The following is a 16,095-nucleotide window of genomic DNA, read 5'->3' on the forward strand; positions in this document are numbered from 1 at the left end:
GGCCGGCGCTGCCTTACGTTACGGCGCCGGACGGGGCGGTCCCCGGCCGCCGGTCCTGGAAAACCGGCGCGCGCGGGCGTCGCAAATTCGTCAAAATCCGGCCATTGTTGCGATTTTGACACAAATCCACGCGCGTTCAGGCTATCCCGCCGCAAGACGTCCGGCATCCGTCCAGGGTAACACCCTGAACCGCTGGCGGTTAAGCCGCAGTCTGGAGCGATTATGCACTGGATGTGGGCGCCGGGCGGACGCGTCATTTCCAGACAGCCTTCGGGTTGGGATCAATTCCGGCGTTGTTCTCTGGAATTGTTCTCAAAGATAGCGTTTGCCAGTCTTTGCGACCTTTGACTAAGAGCCTGTCAGGGAATGCGGCGGGCCGACCCACCCGACGTTTTCACAGGTTCCAGGGGCCTGGCGGGCGAGCGCCCCGCCGCTCGTCGCACGTATTCGCATTTGCACATTTCCATTTTGGGAGCATCGACATGACGCCGGAGCGCGCCTCCACATCACTGCGGCCATTGATGTCTGGCCTGGCGCTGACGACGGGGTTTGTCGCCTCGGTTTCCGGCCTGTCGACCGGCGCCTCGGCGCAACCCGCCGCCAGCAACGCCCCGGCCGGCGACGCCGCCGGCAATATCGCGCTCGACACCATCACCGTCACCGGCGCGGGCCAGGGCAGCGGCAACACCAACGAGGCCACCACGGGCATCGCCCGCCTGCCGGCGACCGTGCGTGAGACGCCGAAGACGGTGAACGTGGTGACGCAGCAGCTGATGCAGCAGCAGCAGGTCACCACCCTGGAGCAGGCGCTGAAGAACGTGCCCGGCATCACCCTGTCGAGCGGCGAGGGCAACGGCGGCCAGGTTGGCGACCAGTTCCGTATCCGCGGCCTTTCGGCCAAGGGCGACATCTATGTGGACGGCCTGCGCGACTTTGGCGCCTATGTCCGTGATTCCTTCGACACCGAGAGCGTCCAGGTTATCAAGGGGCCTTCCGGCGAAGCGTTCGGCATTGGCAGCCAGGGCGGCGTCATCAACCAGACCAGCAAGAAGGCGAAGCTCAGCAACTTCTTCACGGTTGAGCAGGGCATCGGCTCGGGTCTGGTGTCGCGCACCCAGGTCGACGGCAACTACAAGATCAACGACACCACCGCCATCCGGCTGAACGGCGTCTATCACCACCAGGACGTGGCTGACCGCGATCACGTCAAGCAGCGCCGCACCGGCTTCGCGCTTGATTTCGCCACCGGCCTTGGAACCGACACCCAGTTCCGCCTCAACTACCGCTACCAGCATAACGACAATGTGCCTGACCAGGGCGTGCCCATGCTGCAGGGCCGCGACGGCCTGTTCCGTCCGCTCACCGAGTACGGCATTGCCGGCGTCAGCCGCAGCCAGTCCTATGTGCGCAGCACCGATCGCGATGACGGCGACATTCATGCCGTCACCGCGAGCTTCTCGCACAAGGTCAATGACTGGCTGACCATCAGCAACGACGCGCGCGCCACGTTCTTTGACCGCGACTTCTCGATCTCGACGCCCGGACCCTGCTCAGGCGCCTGCGCCTCGGCCATCCTCTCCGGCAGGAACTATCTCCTGCCGTATGGCGCCGGCGGCGGCATGACCTACCGTCAGAACGGCTGGGCGGTCCAGGACGTGCTGACCGCGAAAGCTGACGTCAACCTGCTTGGCTTCCGCCACAAGCTGATCGTCGGCGTCGACGCCAACCATCAGAACGACGAGCGTGACATGGGCTCGTGGACCGGGCGCATCAACGACCAGATGATCATTGGTCCGCGCTTCGCCTATCCGGGCGCCTACGCAACCTATGGCGCCACCAGCCGCTACGCTAACTCCAGCAACGTTGGCCTGTTCGCCAGCGACCGCGTCTGGCTGACCGACACCTTCTCGGTGCAGGGCGCCGTGCGCTGGGATTATTTCCGCTCGGAGTTCCACAACCGCCCGTACACCTTCGGCGGCGCGCAGGACAACTACAAGACCAGCCCGTCGATCGCCGCCATCTGGGAACCCTTCAAGAACACCACGTTCTACGCCTCGTTCTCGCGCTCCTACCGCCCGGTCGGCGCTGACATCGCCGTGGCCGTCGGCGGCGTGGCGACGGAAGTGCCCGGAACCAACAACCTGCAGCCGGAGCGTTCTGACACCTTCGAGGTTGGCGCCAAGATTGACCTGCTCGACGGCAAGCTGGGCCTGACCGCCGCCGCCTTCAACATCGACAAGAAGAACTCCTTCTCCGTCGACCCGTCGACCGGCGAGATCATCTCGGGCTTCAGCGAGAATGGCGAAGGCCGTCGCATCCGCGGCTTTGAGCTCGGCGCCAGCGGCAAGCTGACCGACAACTGGACGGTGACCGCCGCCTACGCCTATCTCGACGGCAAGGTGACCCGCACCAGGACGGGCACCGCCGGCAACCTCGCGCCATCGGTTCCGCACAACAACTTCACCCTGTGGACCAGCTATGACCTGACCACCGAAGTGACGAAGCTGCCGGGCGTCATCACCCTGGGCGGCGGCATGCAGTACGCCTCGGCCTATTGGGGCGACGCCGCCAATCTGGGCCGGATGCCCGAAACCTTCTCGCTCGACGCCATGGTGGCCTGGAAGTACGAGAACTTCCGCGTCTCGGTGAATGCCTATAACCTGACGGATCACCGTAACTACGCCTCGGTGTTCAACGCCTCGCGCGCCGTTCCGACCTCCGGCCGCACGGTTCTGCTCAACGTGGCCGCGACGTTCAACTCGTTCTGACCATGGCGGGGCCAGAGCAAAATCCGTTCACACTGAAGCGGATTTTGCTCCAACGGCCTGGATGGACGCGTTTCCTCCAGCGAAGCGGTATCCGCTCTGCCGGGAAACGCGCCAGCGCGCCGGCCCGACACATCCGCGCCCGGGCCGCAAGGTCCGGGCGTTTCTTTTGCAGCGGCGTGCAAAACCGGCGCGCCGGGAGGGTTCGACATGCTGGTTCAGGTTCCCGACGTGCTGACGCCGGAGGAAGTGCGGCGCTGCCGCCAGACGCTGGAGCAGTCCCAATGGGTGGACGGCCGCGTCACGGCCGGCGACCAGGCGGCCCGCGCCAAGAACAATCTGCAAATCCCCGTCGACAGTCCCGAGGCGCTTCAGCTTGGCGATCTGGTGCTGCGGGCGCTGGCCCGCAACGCCTCCTACACCGCCGCCGCCCTGCCGCTGCGGGTGCTGCCGCCCATGTTCAACCGCTATGACGTCGGCATGACCTTCGGCGCCCATGTCGACAATTCCATCCGCATGCTGCCGGACGGCTCGCGCCTGCGCGCCGACGTCTCCACCACCATCTTCCTGTCCGATCCCGGCGACTATGACGGTGGCGAACTGGTGGTCGAGGACACCTTCGGAACCCATTCGGTGAAGCTGCCGGCCGGGCACATGGTGGTCTACCCCGCTTCCAGCCTGCACCGGGTGATGCCGGTGACGCGCGGCAGCCGCTGGGCCTCGTTCTTCTGGGCCCAGTCCATGGTGCGCGACGATACCGAACGGGCCATGCTCTATGACCTGGACCTGGCGGTGATGGGCGCGCGCCAGCAACTGGGCGACGACAGCCAGGTGGTGCTGGGCCTCGTCAACCACTACCACAACCTGCTGCGGCGCTGGGCCGACCTGTGACGGAAAGCGGCTTCTCCGGTGTGCGAAGAAAATACGTCGCCTAAAAAGGGCGCGCCGTTGCCGTCCGACGAAGCGCGGCGGCGCGCCGACCGGACGGAAAAGACCGTCGAGGTGCAACTGGCGCTCGGCCAGACGGCGCTGGATCGCGGCGAAGCGGCGGCGGCGCTGGAATGGTTCCGCGCCGCGGCGCGCGGCGGCGACGCCCGCGCCCTGAACATGGTGGGGCGTTGTCTCGAGCACGGTTGGGGCGTCGCCGCCAGCCCGGCCCAGGCGGCGGACTGGTATCGCCGCGCCGCAGCCATGGGCGACGCCTGGGCCATGTTCAACCTTGGCGACCTGCACATGCGCGGTGTTGGCGTTCCCCGTGACGACGCCGCGGCGTTCGATCTCTACACGGAATCGGCGCGGCGCGGCAACGCCAAGGCGCTGAACATGCTGGGGTTGTTCCAGGAAGACGGCCGCTTCGCCGCGCCGGACCCTGCCGCCGCCCGCGCGCTCTATCAGGCGGCGGCCGAGGGCGGCGATTGCTGGGGTGCCTTCAATCTTGGCCGGCTACTGGTCGATGCCGGCGATACGACGGCGGCGTTGCCATGGTTCGCCCGGGCGATCGCCGTTGGTTTTCCTGATTTCTGGCGGACGCTGGGCGCGGCGCTGGCCGGTCACGCCGATCCGCGCCTCGCCGCTCTGGGCCGCCAGGCGCTGGAGCGGGCGGAGGCGTAGCGCCGCTCAGTCTCTCGCGGGCTGCCGGTAGAACACGCCGATCCGGTCGCCGCCGATCTCCTCGATGTGCATGTCGATGTCATAGATCGCCCGCATGGCGTCGGCGGTCATGATTGCCGCCGGCGCGCCTTTGCGGATCACCCGGCCATCGCGCATGGCGACGATATGGTCGGCGTAGCATGAGGCGAAATTGATGTCGTGCAGCACCACCACGATGGTCTTGCCGAGATCGTCGGCCATGCGCCGCATCAGCTGCATCATGCCGACAGCGTGTTTCATGTCGAGATTGTTCAGTGGCTCGTCGAGCAGGATGTAATCGGTGTCCTGGCAGACCACCATGGCCACGTGGGCGCGCTGGCGCTGGCCGCCGGACAGCTCGTCGAGAAAGCGGTTGGCCAGATGGGTCAGGCCGAGGAACTCCAGGGCGCGGGCGACGTGAACGCCATCCTCCCGGGTCAGCCGTCCGTGCGAATGGGGATAACGGCCGAAAGCCACCAGATCACGCACCGTCAGCCTGGCGGCGATGTGATTGTCCTGGCGCAGGATGGACAGGCGCCTCGCCAGCGCGTTGCTGGCGGCGTGGGTCACGTCCATGCCGTCGACCAGAATCTGGCCGCTGGTCATCGGCAGCAGCCGGCCGATCATGGTCAGCAGGGTGGACTTGCCGGCGCCATTGGGGCCGATGATGGCGGTGACGCCGCCGCGCGGCAGGGTCAGGTTGACCCCCTGCACCACGGTGGCGTCTCCGTAGGACTTCCGGACGTCGCGGATCTCGATCACCTGACAGCTCCCCGCACCAGCATGAACAGGAATACGATGCCGCCCAGAAACTCGACGATGATCGCCAGGGCGGTGTTGAAGGCGAAAACCCGTTCCAGAACGGTCTGGCCGCCCACCAGGCAGATGACGGCGATCAGCGCCGCCGCCGGCAGCGTCAGCGCGTGGCGGTGCGACGGGATCAGCGCGTAGGCCATATTGGCCACCAGCAGGCCGAAGAACGCCACCGGCCCCACCAGCGCCGTCGACGTGCTGGTCAGCGCCGCCACCAGCAACAGCACGGTCATGGTGGTGCGTTTGTACGGCACGCCAAGGGCAATGGCGGCGTCGCGGCCGAGCCCCAGCACGTCCAGCGTCGCCCGCATGCGCCAGATGGCGATGGCGGCGAGGGCGATGATCACCGCCGCTATCCCGAGCAGCGTCGTGTCGACCGTGTTGAAGCTGGCGAAAAAGCGGTCCTGCAGCACCACGAACTCGTTCGGGTCGATCATCCGTTGCAGGATGTTGGAGACGCTGCGGAACAGCATGCCCAGCACCACGCCGGCGAGCAGCAGCAGGTGCAGGCTGCGCACGGCCCCGGTGAACAGCCAGCGATAGAGCAGGGCGGCGAAGGCGGTCATCAGCGCCGCCTGGCCCAGAAACAGCAGGCGTTTGTCGACGAGATTGAGGCCGCTGGCGCCAATGGCGAACACCGCCGACGTCTGGATGAGGATGTAGAGCGCGTCGAAACCCATGATCGACGGCGTCAGGATGCGGTTGCCGGACACGGTCTGGAACAGCACGGTGGCGAGCGCGATGGCGCAGCCGACCAGCAGCAGCGCCGCCAGCTTGACCGCCCGCAATTGCAACACGAAGGCCCAGCCGCCCGTGACGCCCACGGTCATGAAGGCCGTGCAGGCGAACAATGCAATCACCAGCAGGGCCAGCAGGATCAGACCGCCGCTGCGACCGGAGCCAGGGGAAGCGGTCAGATCAGCCGGCACGGAAGCGCTTCCCCAGCAGGAGATACAGGAACAGCACGCTGCCGATGACGCCCATCATCGTGCCGATCGGGATCTCGAACGGATAATTGACCAGCCGCCCGAGCAGGTCGCAGGCCAGCGCCAGCCCGGCGCCGAGCAGGGCGGTGAGCGGAATGGCGCGCCGCATGTTGTCGCCGAGCGCCATGCTGGCGAGGTTGGGCGCTGCCAGGCCAAGGAAGGGGATCATGCCGACGGTGGTCACCACCATGGCCGTCACCATGGCGACGATGCTGAGGCCGAACAGCAGCACGCGGCGGTAGTTCAGCCCCAGATTGACGCTGAAGTCGCGGCCAAGCCCGGCCACGGTCAGCCGGTCGGCGGTGAACCAGGCCAGCGCCGCCAGGGCGAAGGCGACCCACAGCAGCTCGTAACGGCCGCGCAGGATGGTGGAGAAATCGCCGTTCGACCAGGCGGCGAGCGATTGCAGCAGGTCGTAACGGTAGGCGATGAAGCTGGTCGCGGCGCCAATGACATTGCCAAGCATCAGGCCGACCAGCGGCGTCACCAGCGGCGACGACAGGGGAATCCGCGCCAGCACGCCCATGAACAGCCCGGCGCCGGCCAGGGCGAACGCCGCCGCCACCATCATCTTCACGATCACCGGCATGTCCGGCAGCAGCAGTGTGGCGCACAGCATGCCAAGGCTGGCCGCGTCCACCGTGCCGGAGGTGGAGGGTTCGGCGAAGCGGTTGCGCGCCAGCATCTGCATGATGAGGCCGGCGATGGCCACCGAGCCGCCGGCCAGCACGACCGCGATGGTGCGCGGCGCCCGGCTGGTCAGCAGCAGGTTGATCGCCGCCGGATCGCCGGCCAGCACGGCGCCGGGCGTCAGGTCGCTGACGCCGGCGAACAGGCTGGCGACTGCCAGAAGAAGAAAAACGGCCACGGCCGCCGCGGTCCTGGTCATGGCGCTGGGCAACGCCGCTTGTGGCCTGGCGCCAGGCGGGATGAAGGGCGAGACATCGGGAAGGGCCGCCTGCCCGACGCGGATGACATGTTGCTGGTCTGGTCCATTCCCGCCTCCGCGCCTCCTTCTCCGGCGTCATGCCCGGGCTTGTCCCGCGCCACGTTTTCTGACGTGAGACAGGGTCCGGCTTCTTCCGGGTGGGTGGGCTGCGTGGATGGCCGGAACAACTCCGACCATGCTGGTTGGGGGCGTTTTGCTCCGGCAGCGGCTCCGCGTCCGGGCCTTTTTGGCGCCTGAAACGCCTTCACGCCGCCGGTCCTCGCCGCCGCTGGCCTGTGCTTGCTTATTTGCCGCCGAACGCCTTGTTGAGCTGGTCGATGTCCTGCTTCAGCGCCGTCGCGCCGCCGCCGACCAGGTACCAGTTGGCCGGATCGAGATAGACCACCTGGTTCTTCTTCCATGCCGTGGTCTGGCCGACCAGGTCATTGTCCAGCATCTTGCGCGCGTTGCCGGTCTTGCCGAGGGCGGCGTCGCGGTCGATGACGAACAGCCAGTCGGGATTGGTTTTCTGGATGAACTCGAAGGTCACCGGCTGGCCGTGCGTGCCGATCTTCAGGTCCGGCACGGCCGGGGTGACGCCGAAGGCCTCGTGAATGACGCCGAAACGCGAGCCGGGGCCATAGGCGCTCATGCGGTTGGCGACGGTGAGGATCAGCAGGCCCTTGCCAGCCGCCTGCGCCTTTTCCTTCAGTTGCGCCACGCCGGCGTCGAGATCGGCGACGAGCTTCTTCGCCGCGTCTTCCTTGCCGAACGTCTTGCCGAGCGTCGTGATGTGCGCGCGGGCGCTGGCGAACGGCGCCTTTGCGTCGATGGTCATGTCGATGGTCGGGGCCAGCTTCGACAGCTCGGCGTATTTGGCCTGCGAACGGCCGCCCACGATGATCAGGTCCGGTTGCAGCGCGCCCAGCGCTTCGAGGTTGGGCTCGAACAGCGTGCCAACCTTCGTCACCTTGTCGTCGTTGTATTTCTGCAGCCAGGCCGGCTTGACGCCGGACGGAACGCCAGCCACCGGGACGCCGAGGGCGTCGAGATTGTCGAGCGAGGCCAGATCGAACACGACGATCTTCTTCGGCGTGTCCTTCAGCGTGGTTTCGCCGGAGGCGTGCTTCACCGTCACCGGGGCGGCGGCGAGCGGGGCGGCGGCGAAAGCGGCGAGGCCGAACAGCAGGCCGCAAAAGGCCTTGCGCGAGATGTTCCGGGACGTGTTCACGTCAGTGCTCCCTGGGTTCAAGGTCCAGTTTGGTCCGGAGGCCGGCAGGCGCCTCCGGAAGGCAGGTCGGCGTGGCTCCTTGAGGAGTGGCTCCTGGAAAAGTGGCTTCTGGAGGAGTAGCTCTCGGAGGAAACGCCAGAACGGTCGCGTCGATGGCGGCGAGCGTCGGCCGCCCGGTCAGCGCCATCGCCGCTTCAAATTCGGTGGCCAGCATCGCCAGCGCATGGGCGACGCCGGCGGCGCCCGCCGTGGCCAGGGCCCAGTACAGTGGGCGGCCGACCAGCACGGCGCGGGCGCCAAGAGCCAGGGCCTTCAGCACGTCGGTTCCGCGCCGCACGCCGCCATCCATCAGCACCGGGATGCGGCCGTCGACGCGGCGCGCCACCGCCGGCAACAGGTCGATGGCCGCCGGCATGCCGTCGAGCACGCGCCCGCCATGGTTGGACACGATGAGGCCGTCGGCGCCCAGGGCGATGGACCGGTCGGCGTCGTCGGGATGCACGACGCCCTTGAGCAGCAGCGGCAGCCGCGTCTGCGCCCGCAGCCAGGCGATGTCGTCCCAGCCGGGCGCGGCGTCGATGAGGCCGCGAAACACCGGGCTGCGCGCCGGCTGCGCCCGCGTCGCCGTCGCCTGGGCAAAGCCGTCGAGGTTGACTGACCGGACATGCGCCGGCAGGCGGAAACCGCAGCGCTGCTCGGCGTCGCGCACGCCGTTCACCGGCGCATCCACCGTCACGACAAGGGCGCGATAGCCGGCGTCTTCCGCCCGCCGGACAAGGGCAAGCGTGTCCTCGCGCCGGGGTTGCGGGTAAAGCTGGAACCACAGGGGAGCCGGGGAATGGCGGGCCAGCTCCGTCATGTCGACGCTGGCCTGGCAGCTGGCGATGCAGCCGGCGCCGGCGGCGGCGGCGCCCGTGGCCATGGCGAATTCGCCTTCCGGGTGGGCCAGCTTCTGCCAGGCCATGGGCGCGGCGATCACCGGCGCCTCCAGCCTCAGGCCGAACAGGCTGGCGGCGGCGCTGGCGCCGCGCAGATCCGCCAGGGCGCGCGGCAGCAGTCGCAGGCGGGCGAAGGCTTCCCGGTTGTCGCGCAGGGTGACGCCATCCGCCGCGCCGCCGCCTATATAGGCCTGAATGTCCGCCGGCAGTCGTGCGCGGCCGCGACGCTCATAATCATCCAGGCAGACAATGTCGGGTGGAATGGACAAATCGGGTTCAGATCAGGTTACAGCCAGACGGCGCACCGCCCGGAGCGCCGCGATTTCACGCATTTTGGCGTTGTGACTGCTCTGCCGGTGGGCGTCAACCTGTTGTAAAATCTTATCTTTTGTAATGATTATAAAGTGGCGCGAAAAGCGCGACGGCGGCGGGACATGGCCGCCGCCGTCATGCAGGCGATCCGCCAGGCGGCATGGGCCCGTCCCTGGCGGTCGTCCTGCCGCTGCCGGCGTCGTCAGTCGAGCTTCACCAGCATCTTGCCGGTGTTGTCGCCGGTGAACAGCTTCAGGAATGCGGCGGGGGCGTTTTCGAGGCCGTGTTCGACGGTTTCCTGGACGTGCATTTTGCCGGCGCGGATCAGCGCGCCGGTTTCCTCGCGGAAGCGGGGACGCAGGTCCATGTGATGGCGCACCACGAAGCCCTGCAGCTTCAGGCTGCGGCTGATGGCGAGCATCAGATTGCTGGGGCCGGGCGCCGGGGCCACGTCATTGTAGCCGCCAATCATGCCGCACAGGGCGATGCGGCCGAAAACCTTCATCTGGTTGAGGGCGGCTTCGAGGTGGTCGCCGCCGACATTGTCGAAATACACGTCGAGGCCATCCGGCGCCGCGGCGGCCAGCGCCGCGTTGAGATCGCCGCAGGTGCGATAATTGATGACCGCGTCGACGCCGGCCACGTCACGCAGCCACGCGCATTTTTCATCGCTTCCGGCCGAGCCGACCACCCGGCAGCCATGCGCCTTCGCCAGCTGGCAGGCCACCGAACCGACCGCGCCGGCGGCGGCGGACACGAAGACGCTGTCGCCGTCCTTCAGCCCGGCGATGCGGAACAGCCCGGTGTAGGCGGTGAGGCCCGGCGCGCCGAGCACGCCGAGATAGGCCTGCGCCGGCGCCTGCTCCACATCGATCTTCTCGAAGCCTTCCCACGACCCCACGGCGTAATCGCGCCAGCCCAGCATGTGGAATACGTGATCGCCGGGCGCGAAATCCTTGTGACGCGATTCCACCACCACGCCGACGGCCCGCCCATACAGCGCCTCGCCGACCTGAAACGGCGTCACATAGCTCTTCTGGTCGATCATCTGGCCGCGCATGTAGGGATCGACGGACATCCACAAATTGCGCACCAGCAATTCGCCCTCCGCCGGCTGGCGCAGCGGCGTTTCGGCCAGGGCGAAATCGTCAGGGGTGGGCATGCCGACCGGGCGGGAGGCCAGGCGGATTTCGCGATTTGAGGTGCTGGATTGCAAGGCGTTTGCTCCGGGATATGCTTTCGTTGGGGGCATCATAGAGCATTTTTGGCCGCAGGCGACGTCGCGCGCCAGGAAACGGACGTGAACGGCGGGCAGGATGCGCCCCCCTGGAAACGGCGGCGCCGGGCGCCGTCTGCGCCAGCAAATCCGGTCGGAACCGCGCGTTGATTTGAATTGGTAAAAATAAAACCAAAGTTATCTGCCGGCGGTTTACCCGATGTCTGCGCGTTTTCAGGTTGTCTTTCCGCGCAGGCGTGAAATATATGCGCCGGATTTGCGCGGCTCCGGCAGGCGCGGCGCGCCGTGGATACACGGAAGCGAAGTGAGTGGAGAGTGTCATGAGCGGTGAACACACGAACACCCGGACGGAAAAGGACGCCATGGGCCCGGTCGATGTGCCGGCCGACCGGCTCTGGGGTGCGCAGACCCAGCGCTCCATCGGCAATTTCCCCATCGGCGTCGACCGCTTCCGCTGGGGCAGGCCGGTGATCCGGGCCCTGGGCATTCTCAAGAAAGCCGCCGCCGAGGCCAATGGCGAACTGGGCGAACTGCCCGCCGACAAGGTGAGGCTGATCGTCCAGGCCGCCCAGGAGGTTATCGACGGCAGGCTCGACGGCGAATTCCCGCTCGTCGTCTGGCAGACCGGCTCCGGCACCCAGACCAACATGAACGCCAATGAGGTGATCGCCAACCGCGCCATCCAGCTGGCCGGCGGCGTCGTTGGCTCGAAGAAGCCGGTCAACCCCAACGACGACGTCAATCACTCGCAGTCGTCCAACGACACCTTCCCCACGGTGATGTATGTGGCGGCGGTCGAGGGCATCGCTCACGCCCTGCTGCCGGCGGCCCGGCGCCTGCGCGACGTGCTGGCCGAAAAGCAGACGCGATACGCCGATATCGTCATGATCGGCCGCACCCATCTGCAGGACGCCACGCCGCTGACCGTGGGGCAGCTGATCTCCGGCTGGGTCGCCCAGCTTGACCACGGCCTCGCCGCCGTGGGCGCTGGTATGGAGGGCCTGTTCAATCTGGCGATTGGCGGCACGGCGGTCGGCACCGGCCTCAACGCCGATCCGCGCTTCGGCGACCTGACCGCGGCCAACATTGCCCGCGAAACCGGCTTCCCCTTCGTCTCGGCGGCCAACAAGTTCGCCGCCTTGTCAGCCCATGACGAGATGGTGGTGGCCAGCGGCGCGGTGCGCGCCCTCGCCGGGGCGCTGATGAAAATCGCCAATGACGTGCGCTTCTACGCCTGCGGCCCACGCGCCGGCTTCGCCGAACTGCGCATTCCCGAGAACGAGCCCGGTTCGTCGATCATGCCCGGCAAGATCAATCCGACCCAGTGCGAGGCGCTCACCATGGTGTGCGTGCAGGTGTTCGGCAACGATCACGCCGTTGCCTTCGCCGGCTCCCAGGGCAATTTCCAGCTCAACGTCTACAAGCCGGTGATGCTGCACAATCTGCTGGAATCGGCGTTGCTGCTCGCCGACGCCTGCAACGCCTTCACCGACCACTGCGCCATCGGCATCGAGCCGAATATCGATCGCATCAACGAGAATCTCGATAATTCACTGATGCTGGTGACGGCGCTCAACCCGCACATCGGCTATGAAAAGTCAGCGGAAATCGCCCTCTCCGCGCATCGGGAGGGCCTCTCCCTGCGCGCCGCCGCCCTGCAACTGGGCTATGTGACCGATGAGGAGTTCAACCGTTGGGTCCGCCCCGAAGACATGGTGGGGCCGCTGAAGAAGTAACGTCTGGCAGGCGAGACTTCGCTCCGGTTCTGGCGGATCAGTAAGCCATTGCCTGACCGTGCTGGGGGTCTGCGGGGCCGATCCCGCCGGAGAAAACGGCGCCGGACAACCGGCGCCGGGCGGCGGGCCGGCGTTCGCCGCGCTCAGGCGGCGGCTTCCAGGGGCTGGTCGCGGTCTGGCGTGGCGGAAACCGGCGCCGCCCTGTCCATCCCGCCGCCTGCCAGCGGCCGTCGCGCCTGCATGGTTTGCAGCACGAAGGTCATCAGCGTCTGGTCGACGTGATTGGCGGCGCGGGTCACTTCGATGGCGATGCGCAGGCCGTTGTCGGTCATGGCGCCTGCTGCGTCGAGGGTGGTGATCAGCCAGTTGACCACGTCGCGCTCCACCTGGCCGCCGGCCGCGGCTCCGGTCACCACATGGGCGACAACCAGATCGACAAATGTATCGTCCCACGAGGGGTGACGGTCGCCGATCAGCCGGTCGAGCGCGGCTAGGGCGTCGACTTCGGCGCGCCGCGCCACGCCGCCGGCCAGGATCTCCGCGGCAAGGCGCCGGACATCCCGTTCGCTCACCCGTCCGGCGTCCAGCACGTCGTCAACGAAATCCCGCAGTTCCTGCCTGATCATGCCCTGTCATTCCTGCATTCCGGCAAGGGCGCCCCCACCCTTGCGCCTGGAATTGCCGCCGCCCCACGCCGGGATCCGGTCCCGTCTTCAGGTTTGAACGGAAAGGCCCAAAAGGTCCCTGTTCCTGACGAGCATCGGGCGCCCGTTCTCGCCAGCAGGTTAACGCGGCATGGTAAATAACGGTTCAGGTTAAGCATTGCTGACCGGGCGTCCGGAACGCGGCCGGGCCGCCGCGCCGCCCGGCCAGTGAAGCGCGCCGGATCAGTCGAAGCGCGTCGCCGCGCCGCCCAGCGGCTCCCAGGCGTCGAGATCGGCTTCGAAGGCTTTCAGCTTGGCGCGGACGCGGGGGTACGCCTCGTCGCCCAGCACCAGGTGCAGGGGCGGCGCATCGGAATCGATCGCCTTGAGGATGACGGCGATGGCCTTGTGCGGGTCGCCGCCCTGCAGGCCGTCGTTTTCGGCGGCGTAACGGCGGGTGACGCCGGAGGTTTCAGCGTAGGCCGGCATTTCATTGCGGGCGGCGTTGATCGAGCGGCCGAGGAATTCGGTGCGGAACGGCCCCGGCTCGACGATGATGACCTTGACGCCGAATGGCGCCACTTCCTGCGCCAGCGCCTCGGAAAGCCCCTCCACCGCGAATTTGCTGGCGTTGTAGTAGCCGAAGCCGGCCCGGCCAGCGATGCCGGCGATGGAGGAGAGGTTGACGATGCGACCGCCGCGCGAGCGGCGCAGCGCCGGCAGGGCGGCGCGGGTTGTTTCGATGAGGCCAAACACATTGGTCTCGAACATTGGCCGGTATTCCTCCGGCTCGCCTTCCTCGATCGCGCCGACGAAGCCGTAGCCGGCGTTGTTCACCAGAATGTCGAGGCGGCCGAAGAGCTGTTCGGCCAGCTCCGCCGCGGCGGCGGCCTCGCCGGGCCTGGTGACGTCGAGCCTGGCGACCTGCAGTTTGCCGTCCGCCGCCGGTTTCAGGTCCGCCAGCGTCTCCGGCCTGCGCGCCGTGGCGACCACGTTGTCGCCGCGGTCCAGCGCCGCCTGGGCAAGAATTTTGCCGAAGCCTGTCGAGCAGCCTGTGATCAGCCAGGTGCGCGGTGTGGTGTGCGCCATGGGGGCTTCCTCCTGTTTTTGCCGCGGCATTATTGGCGCGGATTGCTCCCTCGCCAAGCGGTTCCAGGTCAGGGCTGGCGGTCGTTGTCGGCATTGGGGCGAAAATTGGATCTGGCGGCTTTACGGAGCCGCCAATTGGTAATACTAAATAAAAATTACATAAATACTATTCGATGCAAATTGCAATAATTTCATATTTAATGATTTTTACGGGGATGAAATGCTTGAAGATTATATAGGTTTTATTGACGATGTCATCTGGAATGACGTGCTGACATATGTGCTTCTCGGCGCCGGCATTTTCTTTACCTTCCGGTTGCGGTTGCTGCAGATCCGTCGTTTCCCGGAAATGCTGCGCACCCTGGCGCGACCGGCCGTCAACGATCCGGCTGGCATTTCGCCGTTCCAGGCGTTGTGCGCGTCGCTGGCGGCGCGGATTGGCACGGGCAATGTGGTTGGCGTCGCGGTGGCCCTGTATCTGGGTGGCCCGGGCGCTGCATTCTGGATGTGGCTGGTGGCGGCCCTTGGCATGGCGACGGCGTTCGCCGAGGTTTCCCTTGCGCAGCTGTTCAAGGTGCGCGCCGGCGACGCCTATCGCGGCGGTCCGGCGTTCTACATCGCGCGCGGCCTGCAGGCGCCGCGCGCCGCCATGGTGTTCTCGATCTGCCTGATCATCGTTTTCGGTCTGGCTTTTAATGCGGTGCAGGCCAATTCCATCGCGGGCGCCGCGCAGGAGGCGTTTGGCGTCGCGCCGCTCTGGACGGGCGTCGCCGTGACGATCGCCGCCGCCCTGGTCATCTCTGGCGGCGTCACGGGCGTGGCGCGCTTCTCCGCGGTCGTGGTGCCGGTGATGGCGGTCGCCTATATCGCGGTGGCGCTGGCCGTTCTGGCCATCAACATCGACCAGACGCCGGCGCTGCTGAAACTGATCGTTTCCAGCGCCTTCGGTTTCGGGCCGGCGGCGGGCGGCGTCGCTGGCGGCATGACAGCGGCGATGATGAACGGCGTCCGGCGCGGGCTGTTCTCCAACGAGGCGGGCATGGGCTCCGCGCCCAATATCGCCGCCGTGGCCACGCCCAGCCCGCATCACCCGTGCAGCCAGGGCTTCGTGCAGGCTTTGGGCGTGTTCATCGACACGCTGGTGGTCTGCACGGCCACGGCCCTGCTGATCCTGCTTTCGGGCAAATTGCAGCCTGGCTCTGGCGTCACCGGCGTCCAGCTCACCCAGCAGGCCATGAACGTGCATCTGGGGCACTGGGGCGCGCCGTTCGTCAGCATCGCCATCACCTGCTTCGCCTTCACCTCCATTGCCGGCAACTATGCTTACGCGGAGGGCGCCCTTGCCTATCTGCGGTTCGATGGCCGCGCCGGCCTGCTATTGCTGCGCCTTGGCCTGCTGGCCATGACCCTGTGGGGCGCCATGGCGCAGGTGTCCACGGTGTTCGGCCTGGCTGACATCACGATGGGCGTCATGGCCGCCATCAACATTGCTTCCATCGTGTTGCTGTCCGGCCTGGTGGTTCGTCTGGCCCGCGATTACCTCGCCCAGCGCGACGCCGGCCGCGAGCCGGAATTCGATCCGGCCCTGCTGCCGGAGCTGGCGGGCGTGATCGAGCCTGGTGTCTGGGATCGCCCGCCCGCCGCCGGATCGCGCGTCGCCAAAAAGGTCGGCGAGCCGCCCGTGGCGCCCGTGGCGGCGACCCCGGCGGCGGCTCCGGCGACGCCTGGCGGCGCCCCGCGCCAGCCGGGCGTGTGAGCGGCGTCTGGTCGGGATGACGCGGCCGTGC

13 protein-coding genes are annotated in these 16,095 nt (G+C 67.1%); 5 read left to right on the top strand and 8 right to left on the bottom strand.

Going from position 1 to position 16,095, the window contains the following annotated elements; genetic code table 11:
- The first annotated feature begins 482 nt into the window (after window positions 1-482).
- From EV666_RS14090 to EV666_RS14100, 3 genes are all read left to right on the top strand, one after another.
- Window positions 483-2,768, top strand: coding sequence for a TonB-dependent receptor (locus EV666_RS14090; protein ID WP_132009293.1), 2,286 nt, complete (start codon window positions 483-485; stop codon window positions 2,766-2,768).
- A 207-nt stretch (window positions 2,769-2,975) separates the two neighbouring features.
- Window positions 2,976-3,656 carry a Fe2+-dependent dioxygenase gene (locus EV666_RS14095; RefSeq protein ID WP_132009296.1) on the top strand — a complete coding sequence of 227 codons (681 nt, stop codon included), beginning with the start codon at window positions 2,976-2,978 and terminating at the stop codon, window positions 3,654-3,656.
- Window positions 3,657-3,713: 57 nt separating this feature from the next.
- Window positions 3,714-4,376, top strand: coding sequence for a tetratricopeptide repeat protein (locus EV666_RS14100; RefSeq protein ID WP_132009449.1), 663 nt, complete (start codon window positions 3,714-3,716; stop codon window positions 4,374-4,376).
- Between the two features lie 6 nt (window positions 4,377-4,382).
- Here the strand turns inward: EV666_RS14100 and EV666_RS14105 are convergent, their stop codons facing one another.
- From EV666_RS14105 to EV666_RS14130, 6 genes are all read right to left on the bottom strand, one after another.
- The gene (locus EV666_RS14105; protein WP_132009299.1) at window positions 4,383-5,156 is read right to left on the bottom strand and encodes an iron ABC transporter ATP-binding protein; all 774 of its coding nucleotides are present in this window, start codon (window positions 5,154-5,156) and stop codon (window positions 4,383-4,385) included.
- Window positions 5,153-6,136, bottom strand: a complete 984-nt coding sequence (locus EV666_RS14110) for an iron chelate uptake ABC transporter family permease subunit (RefSeq protein WP_245514438.1) — start codon at window positions 6,134-6,136, stop codon at window positions 5,153-5,155. The genes EV666_RS14105 and EV666_RS14110 overlap by 4 nt, the downstream gene beginning before the upstream one ends.
- Window positions 6,126-7,082, bottom strand: coding sequence for an ABC transporter permease (locus tag EV666_RS14115; RefSeq protein WP_132009302.1), 957 nt, complete (start codon window positions 7,080-7,082; stop codon window positions 6,126-6,128). The genes EV666_RS14110 and EV666_RS14115 overlap by 11 nt, the downstream gene beginning before the upstream one ends.
- A gap of 343 nt (window positions 7,083-7,425) precedes the next feature.
- The gene (locus EV666_RS14120; protein ID WP_376884898.1) at window positions 7,426-8,352 is read right to left on the bottom strand and encodes a siderophore ABC transporter substrate-binding protein; all 927 of its coding nucleotides are present in this window, start codon (window positions 8,350-8,352) and stop codon (window positions 7,426-7,428) included.
- A 1-nt stretch (window position 8,353) separates the two neighbouring features.
- Window positions 8,354-9,559, bottom strand: coding sequence for an alpha-hydroxy acid oxidase (locus EV666_RS14125; RefSeq protein WP_132009305.1), 1,206 nt, complete (start codon window positions 9,557-9,559; stop codon window positions 8,354-8,356).
- Window positions 9,560-9,804: 245 nt separating this feature from the next.
- Complete coding sequence (locus tag EV666_RS14130) at window positions 9,805-10,818, bottom strand: NADP-dependent oxidoreductase (protein WP_245514439.1); 1,014 nt, start codon at window positions 10,816-10,818, stop codon at window positions 9,805-9,807.
- A 341-nt stretch (window positions 10,819-11,159) separates the two neighbouring features.
- Between EV666_RS14130 and fumC the strand changes: the two genes are divergently transcribed.
- Window positions 11,160-12,575 (top strand): class II fumarate hydratase, encoded by a 1,416-nt coding sequence (fumC, locus tag EV666_RS14135; RefSeq protein WP_132009308.1) that lies wholly within the window; start codon window positions 11,160-11,162, stop codon window positions 12,573-12,575.
- A gap of 143 nt (window positions 12,576-12,718) precedes the next feature.
- Here the strand turns inward: fumC and EV666_RS14140 are convergent, their stop codons facing one another.
- Window positions 12,719-13,201, bottom strand: a complete 483-nt coding sequence (locus EV666_RS14140) for a hypothetical protein (protein ID WP_132009311.1) — start codon at window positions 13,199-13,201, stop codon at window positions 12,719-12,721.
- Window positions 13,202-13,462: 261 nt separating this feature from the next.
- The gene (locus EV666_RS14145; RefSeq protein WP_132009314.1) at window positions 13,463-14,308 is read right to left on the bottom strand and encodes an oxidoreductase; all 846 of its coding nucleotides are present in this window, start codon (window positions 14,306-14,308) and stop codon (window positions 13,463-13,465) included.
- A gap of 220 nt (window positions 14,309-14,528) precedes the next feature.
- Between EV666_RS14145 and EV666_RS14150 the strand changes: the two genes are divergently transcribed.
- Window positions 14,529-16,064 (top strand): alanine/glycine:cation symporter family protein, encoded by a 1,536-nt coding sequence (locus EV666_RS14150; RefSeq protein WP_132009317.1) that lies wholly within the window; start codon window positions 14,529-14,531, stop codon window positions 16,062-16,064.
- Window positions 16,065-16,095 lie beyond the last annotated feature (31 nt).

This window comes from Camelimonas lactis, assembly GCF_004342915.1.
Lineage (GTDB): Bacteria > Pseudomonadota > Alphaproteobacteria > Rhizobiales > Beijerinckiaceae > Camelimonas > Camelimonas lactis.